4 protein-coding genes are annotated in these 5,876 nt (G+C 72.2%); 1 reads left to right on the top strand and 3 read right to left on the bottom strand.

The annotated features are described in order from the left end of the window. Positions 1-22: 22 nt before the first annotated feature. Entirely contained in the window at positions 23-1,447 is a 1,425-nt protein-coding gene (locus tag QH283_RS05130) for a flavin-containing monooxygenase (RefSeq protein WP_432420661.1), read from the top strand. Positions 1,448-1,457: 10 nt separating this feature from the next. On the opposite strand, the gene QH283_RS05125 is transcribed toward QH283_RS05130, so the two are convergent. The 3 genes from QH283_RS05125 to QH283_RS05115 form a co-directional block, all read right to left on the bottom strand. Then, on the bottom strand, positions 1,458-2,276 hold the full coding sequence (locus tag QH283_RS05125; protein WP_280501861.1) for a helical backbone metal receptor: 819 nt from the start codon (positions 2,274-2,276) through the stop codon (positions 1,458-1,460). A 350-nt stretch (positions 2,277-2,626) separates the two neighbouring features. Then, positions 2,627-3,391 carry an SWIM zinc finger family protein gene (locus tag QH283_RS05120; RefSeq protein WP_280501860.1) on the bottom strand — a complete coding sequence of 255 codons (765 nt, stop codon included), beginning with the start codon at positions 3,389-3,391 and terminating at the stop codon, positions 2,627-2,629. After that, positions 3,388-5,775, bottom strand: a complete 2,388-nt coding sequence (locus tag QH283_RS05115) for a DEAD/DEAH box helicase (protein WP_280501859.1) — start codon at positions 5,773-5,775, stop codon at positions 3,388-3,390. The genes QH283_RS05120 and QH283_RS05115 overlap by 4 nt, the downstream gene beginning before the upstream one ends. Positions 5,776-5,876 lie beyond the last annotated feature (101 nt).

The following is a 5,876-nucleotide window of genomic DNA, read 5'->3' as shown; positions in this document are numbered from 1 at the left end:
ATGCCCGGCCCGCGGTGCGCATATAAACCGGCGCGGGGCGGTTTTCCACTTTTCCATGCCGGGGGACCCCGCCGCGGGCGCCGGCGGCACCTGGCACTGGAACACCTATCCCGGTGTCGCGGTGGACATCCCCTCCTTCAGCTACCAGTTCTCCTTCGCCCAGCGCGACGACTGGTCGCGGGTGTACGCGCCCGGCCGCGAACTCAAGGCCTACGCCGAATGGTGCGTCGAGAAGTACCGGCTGCGCCCGCACATCCGCTTCCAGACCACCGTCACCGCCGCCGAGTTCGACGAGCGCGCCCACGTCTGGATCGTGCACACCGCCGACGGCTCACGACTGCGCGCCCGCTTCGTCATCAGCGGCACCGGCGCGCTCACCCGGCCGAAACTGCCCGACATCCCCGGCGTGGCCGATTTCGGCGGCGCCACCATGCACACCGCGCGCTGGAACCACCATCTCGACCTGCGCGGCAAGCGGGTGGCCATCATCGGCACCGGCGCCTCGGCGGTGCAGATCATCCCGGAGATCGCGCCGAAGGTCGCGCACCTGACCGTCTTCCAGCGCACCCCCATCTGGTGCCTGCCCCGCCCGGACGCGCCGCTGCCCGCGCCCGTGCGGATGGCGCTGCGCCTGCCCGGTGGCAAGTCGCTGACCAGGCTGGCCAGCCAGACCTATGTGGAACTGACCTTCCCGCTCTCGGCGCACTACCACGACACCCTGCCCACCACCGCCGTCGGCGAACGCCTCGGCCACGCGCATCTGCGCCGTCAGGTGCACGACCCGGTGGTGCGCGACGAACTCACCCCGCGCTACCCCCTCGGCTGCAAACGCCCCAGCTTCTCCAACGACTATCTCGCCACCTACAACCGCGCGAACGTCACGCTGGAGACCGACCCGATCGCCGAGATCACCCGCTCCGGCCTCCGCACGGCCACCGGCACCGACCACCGCGCCGACGTGCTGATCCTGGCCACCGGCTTCAAGCTGATGGAGGCGGGCGAGATGCCCACCTATCGCCTCACCGGTGTCGGCGGGCGCGATCTCGAGCAGTGGTGGAACGAGAACCGGCTGCAGGCCTACGAGGGCGTCAGCATCCCCGGCTTCCCGAATTTCTTCTCGATCATCGGCCCCTACGGTTACAACGGCTCGTCGTATTTCGCGCTGATCGAGAACCAGGTCCGCCACATCGTGCGCTGCCTGCGCCACGCCCGCGCCAACGACGCCACCGCCATCGAGGTCACCGCCGAGGCCAACGACCGGTTCTTCCGGGAGATGCTGGCCCGGCGCGGCGGCCAGGTGTTCTGGGAGCCCGGCTGCGCCACGGCCAACAGCTACTACTTCGACAAGCACGGGGACGTGCCGCTGCGGCCGTCCACCACGCTCGAAGCGGCATGGCGCAGCGGGCATTTCGACCTGAACGACTATCGGCTGGCCCGCCTCGGGTGACTCGGCGCGGTCAGCGCGACGGACGCCGACCGCGCGGTTCGGCGGCGGCCAGGTGCCGGGCGAGGTCGGCGCGGGCGGTGACGAGAGAAGGGCCGTACCAGGTGAGGGCCCGGCCCTCGACCAGGGCGACCGGGATGCCGGGGAAGGCGTCGGGCCCGTCGTCGGCGGTGAAGACGTAGGGCTCGTCGGGCAGGACGGCCAGCTCGACGCCCTCGGTGAGTTCGCTGTCGGTGAGGCGCGGGTAGCGGTCGGGGCGGTCGGCGTGGACCAGGCGCAGGCCGAGCCGGGCGGCCAGGTCGCCGGCGAAGGTGTCACGGCCGACGACCATCCACGGATCGCGCCAGATCGGGACGACGGCGGGACGCGGCGGACTCGGCGGCGGCTCGGCCCATGCCCGCACCGCCGCGCCGAGCCAGTCCGGCTCCTCACGAGCGAACACGGTGGTGAACAGCCCGCGCAGCGAGGTGAACGCCTGGTCGAGAGTCTCGATCTTCGTCACCCACACCGCGACCCCGGCGGCGCGCAGGCGTTCCACGTCGATGCGGCGGTTCTCCTCCTGGTTGCACAACACCAGGTCGGGGGCCAGCTCCACGATCCGCCGCACATCCGGGTTCTTCGTCCCGCGCACCCGCTCCACATCCAGATCCGCCGGATGAGTGCACCACTGCGTGGCCGCGACCAGCGTCTCCGGGCAGGTGCGGGCCACGGCCTCGGTGAGCGAGGGCACCAGCGAGACCACCCGCCGGGGCGGGTCGGCCCGCTCCACGGGCGTACCGAGATCGTCGCGCAGCTCCCCTTCGCACCGCGCTACCGCAGAGTCCGCGCCCATACCCGCGAGCCTAACGAAGTGCGGCGGCCGTCCATCACGATCTGACTGTTCTGCACGCCGATGACGACTTCGACACGGTGAGCCGGATACTGCCCGAGGTCGGCAGCGGGACATCCGCGCCGGTCGACCGAGGCGCCGATGGTCACCGAGGTGGCAATCGGGCAGCGACAGGGCAGGGTTGGGGCGTTCCGCGACACCGGGGGCGGGCCGCAGACTGGATGAGGCACCCGGCGCCGAGAAGTTCCGACACCGCGTCCGGACGGGACCGCCCGAACGAAGTTCGGCCCGCGATCGGCCTCGCTGCCGGGTGCCGACCAGCTTCCCCCGGCCGGCTTCCGCCGAGACGGGGTTCAGGAGTCTTCCAGGGCCCGGTAGAGGGTCTGGAGTTCTTTCCACGCCGTGGTCGCGGCGGATTCGTCCTCGGACACCATGCGCAGCGCCTTGCGCAGCAGCACGGGGTCGAGATCGTCCATCACCGAACGTCTTTCGACACGGGGCGGGGCGGGCAGTTCACGCTGGTCGCCGTAGGGATCGGCGAGGTCGGCGGCGGGGTCGTCGCCGGGAGCGGCGGTGCGTTCGAGGCGCGCGATGAGGGCGGTGAGGTCGACCCCGCGCAGGGTGAGGATGTCCCGCGGGGCTTCGTCCAGGCGTTCGGCGAGCAGGTAGCACACGGCGGCGGCGTGTTTGCAGGGCCAGCCGGGGTCGGGGCAGGTGCAGGAGAAGTCGAGGTCGGCGGCGGTCGTGGGCAGCAGGTGCGGGCCGAGCGCGGCGGGCAGCACACCGGAAGCCATGTCGGCGAGGGTGCCGGGGGCGGCGCGCACCTCCTCGGCGAGCAGGTCGATCTCCTCCTCGCGCAGGCGGCGGACGGTGAACTCGGCGGTGAACGGGCGCGGCTGGCTGCCCTGCACCTCGGCCACCACGATGCCGACGTCGATGCGGTAGTCGACGACATTGCCCGCGCGGGCACAGGCACGGCCGCGGGCCAGCCTGCCCGGCTCCGACATGGCCTCGACCGCGTCGATGAACGCCTTGCCCCACCAGGTGCGGCCGAATCCGCCGCGCCGGGTGCGGGCCGACACGCCGCGGGCCGCTCCCCCGCCCGGCCGCCCGCTCATTCGCCCACCGCCTCGGCGCCGAGGGTGAACAGCTCCCGCAGTTCGTCGGCGCCCAGTTCGGTGATCCACTGTTCGCCCGCGCCGACGGCGAGGTCGGCGAGCCTGCTCTTGCCGGTGATCATCTCGTCGATGCGCTCCTCGATGGTGTCCACGCACACCAGCTTGCGCACCTGCACGTCCCGGCGCTGGCCGATGCGGAAGACGCGGTCGGTGGCCTGGTTCTCCACCGCCGGATTCCACCAGCGGTCCAGGTGCACCACATGATTGGCGGCGGTCAGGTTCAGCCCGGTGCCACCGGCCTTGAGCGACAACACCATCAGCGGCGGGCCCGTCTCGGTCTGGAAGCGCTCCACCATGGCGTCGCGCTCCTTCTTGCCGACCCCGCCGTGCAGGAACGGCACGGGCACGCCGAAACGCTCGCTCAGATAGGGGATGAGCAGTTCGCCGAACTCGCGGAACTGGGTGAACAGCAACGCCTTCTCGCCGTCGGCGATCACGGTGTCGAGCACGTCCTCGACCAGTGCCAGCTTGCCCGAGCGGTGCCTGCCGCGCCGCAGCACCGGGGAATGGTCGCGCAGGTAGTGGGCGGGATGGTTGCACACCTGCTTCAAGCTGGTGAGCGCGGCCAGCACCGCGCCCTTGCGCGCCATCCCCTCGGCATGCTTGATCTTGTCGAGCATGTCGTCCACGACGGCCTGGTAGAGCGCGGCCTGTTCGACGGTGAGGTTCGCGCGCACCGTCATCTCCAGTTTCTCCGGCAGGTCGCCGATGACGGCCGGGTCGGTCTTGAGCCTGCGCAACACGAACGGGCCCGTCACCAGCCGCAGCCGCGACAGCGCGTTCTGGTCGTGCTCACGTTCGATCGGCACCGCGAATCTGGCGCGGAAGGTCTGCGCTGTGCCGAGCAGCTTGGGCACCGCGAAGTCGAGGATGGAGCGCAACTCCTCCAAGCGGTTCTCCACCGGCGTGCCGGTGAGGGCCAGGCGGTGGCGGGCGGGCACGGCGCGGGCGGCGCGGGCCTGGGCGGTGGCGGCGTTCTTGATGTGCTGGGCCTCGTCGAGCACGACGCGGTCCCAGTTCAGCTCGGCCAGTTCGCGCACATCCCTGGCGAGGACGGCGTAGGTGGTGAGCACCAGATCGGACTGCGCGACGGCCTCGGCAAGCTCGGGGCCGTGCCCGCGGTCGGCGCCGTGGTGGACCAGCACCCGCAGGTCGGGGGTGAAGCGGCCCGCCTCGCGCTGCCAGTTGCCGACCACCGACATCGGGCACACCAGCAGCGTGGGACCGGCCGCCGCGCCGGTCTCGCGTTCGTGGGCCAGCAGGGCGAGCACCTGCACGGTCTTGCCGAGCCCCATGTCGTCGGCGAGCACCGCGCCGCAGTTCAACCGGCTCATGGCGGCCAGCCAGGTCAGGCCGCGCCGCTGGTAGGGGCGCAGATGCGCCTTCAGGCCGATCGGCAGCGGGACCGGCTCGCGGGAGCCCTCGCGTTCGAACAGCTCGGCGGCCCAGCCGGTGGCGGTGACCTCGGTGAGCGGCACCTTGTCCACGCGAGTGGCCGCGATGTGGCCGAGCATGTCGGCGAGGGTGACCGGGGAATCGTCCAGGTGCGCCGCCACATAGCGGGCGGCGGCGGCCAGCGCCTTGTGGTCGGCCTGCACCCACTCGCCGCGCAACTGCACCAGATCGGATTTCGCCCGGATCAGCCTGCCCATCTCGGCCGGGGTGAGCACCTTGTCGCCGACGGCCAGCTCCCAGCGGAACGACAGCAGCCCGCGCATGCCGACGGTGCTCTCGGCAGCGGCCGGTGCGCTGGCGACCCGAAGCCGCATGCTCGGCTCGGCGATGTCCCAGGCACGCGGCAGCAGCAGCCGCACTCCCGCCGCGCGCAGCGCGGACGCGCCGTGCGCGACCAGGTCGGCGACCACCGCGGTGGGCAGCAGCAGGTCGAGCGAGCGCGGGTCGGAGGGCAGCTCGCGCAGGCGCGGGTAGGCGCGCTGCGCCTCGCCGAGCTTCTCCAGCGCGGTGCGCAGCAGGCGCGGCTCCGCATCGATCGGGACCGGCGTGGGCGCGGCGTCCTCGACGCGCAGGCACACCTCCAGCCGCCACAGGACCATGTCGTCGTCCGGGTTCGCGCCGCCGTCCGGGTTCGCATCGTCCGGGTCAGCGCCGTCGGCGTCGCCCACGCCCTCGGGTTCCAGCAGACGCAACACCAGCTCGGGTTCGTCGGCGGTGAGGGATGCCCGCCAGCGGCGCAGCACCTCGGCGAGCTGGTGACTGCCCGTTTCCAGCGGCTCGTCGGCCACCAGGGCACGGACGAAGGGGTGGGTGACCGCCGCGTCGGCCAGGTACTGCCTGGCCAGCGGGTCGGTGAGCTCGCCCGCCATGTCGTCGAGGACGGCGGCGGGCGCGCCCCCCCGGCGCAGGGCGGCGGGGATGGGGGGTGGCCCTTAGGCCCGCCACGCCCCCGGTCGTTTGGCGCCCGGCG

It is taken from the genome of Nocardia farcinica, from assembly GCF_029867845.1.
Classification (GTDB): domain Bacteria; phylum Actinomycetota; class Actinomycetes; order Mycobacteriales; family Mycobacteriaceae; genus Nocardia; species Nocardia farcinica_A.
Note: the sequence above shows the minus strand (reverse complement) of the source record. Positions and strands in the feature narration are given on the sequence as shown.

Coding starts and splice junctions, on each gene's coding strand:
- QH283_RS05125 (WP_280501861.1), bottom strand. CDS start 2,276: ATGGGCGCGGACTCTGCGGTAGCGCGGTGCGAAGGGGAGCTGCGCGAC.
- QH283_RS05120 (WP_280501860.1), bottom strand. CDS start 3,391: ATGAGCGGGCGGCCGGGCGGGGGAGCGGCCCGCGGCGTGTCGGCCCGC.
- QH283_RS05115 (WP_280501859.1), bottom strand. CDS start 5,775: ATGGCGGGCGAGCTCACCGACCCGCTGGCCAGGCAGTACCTGGCCGAC.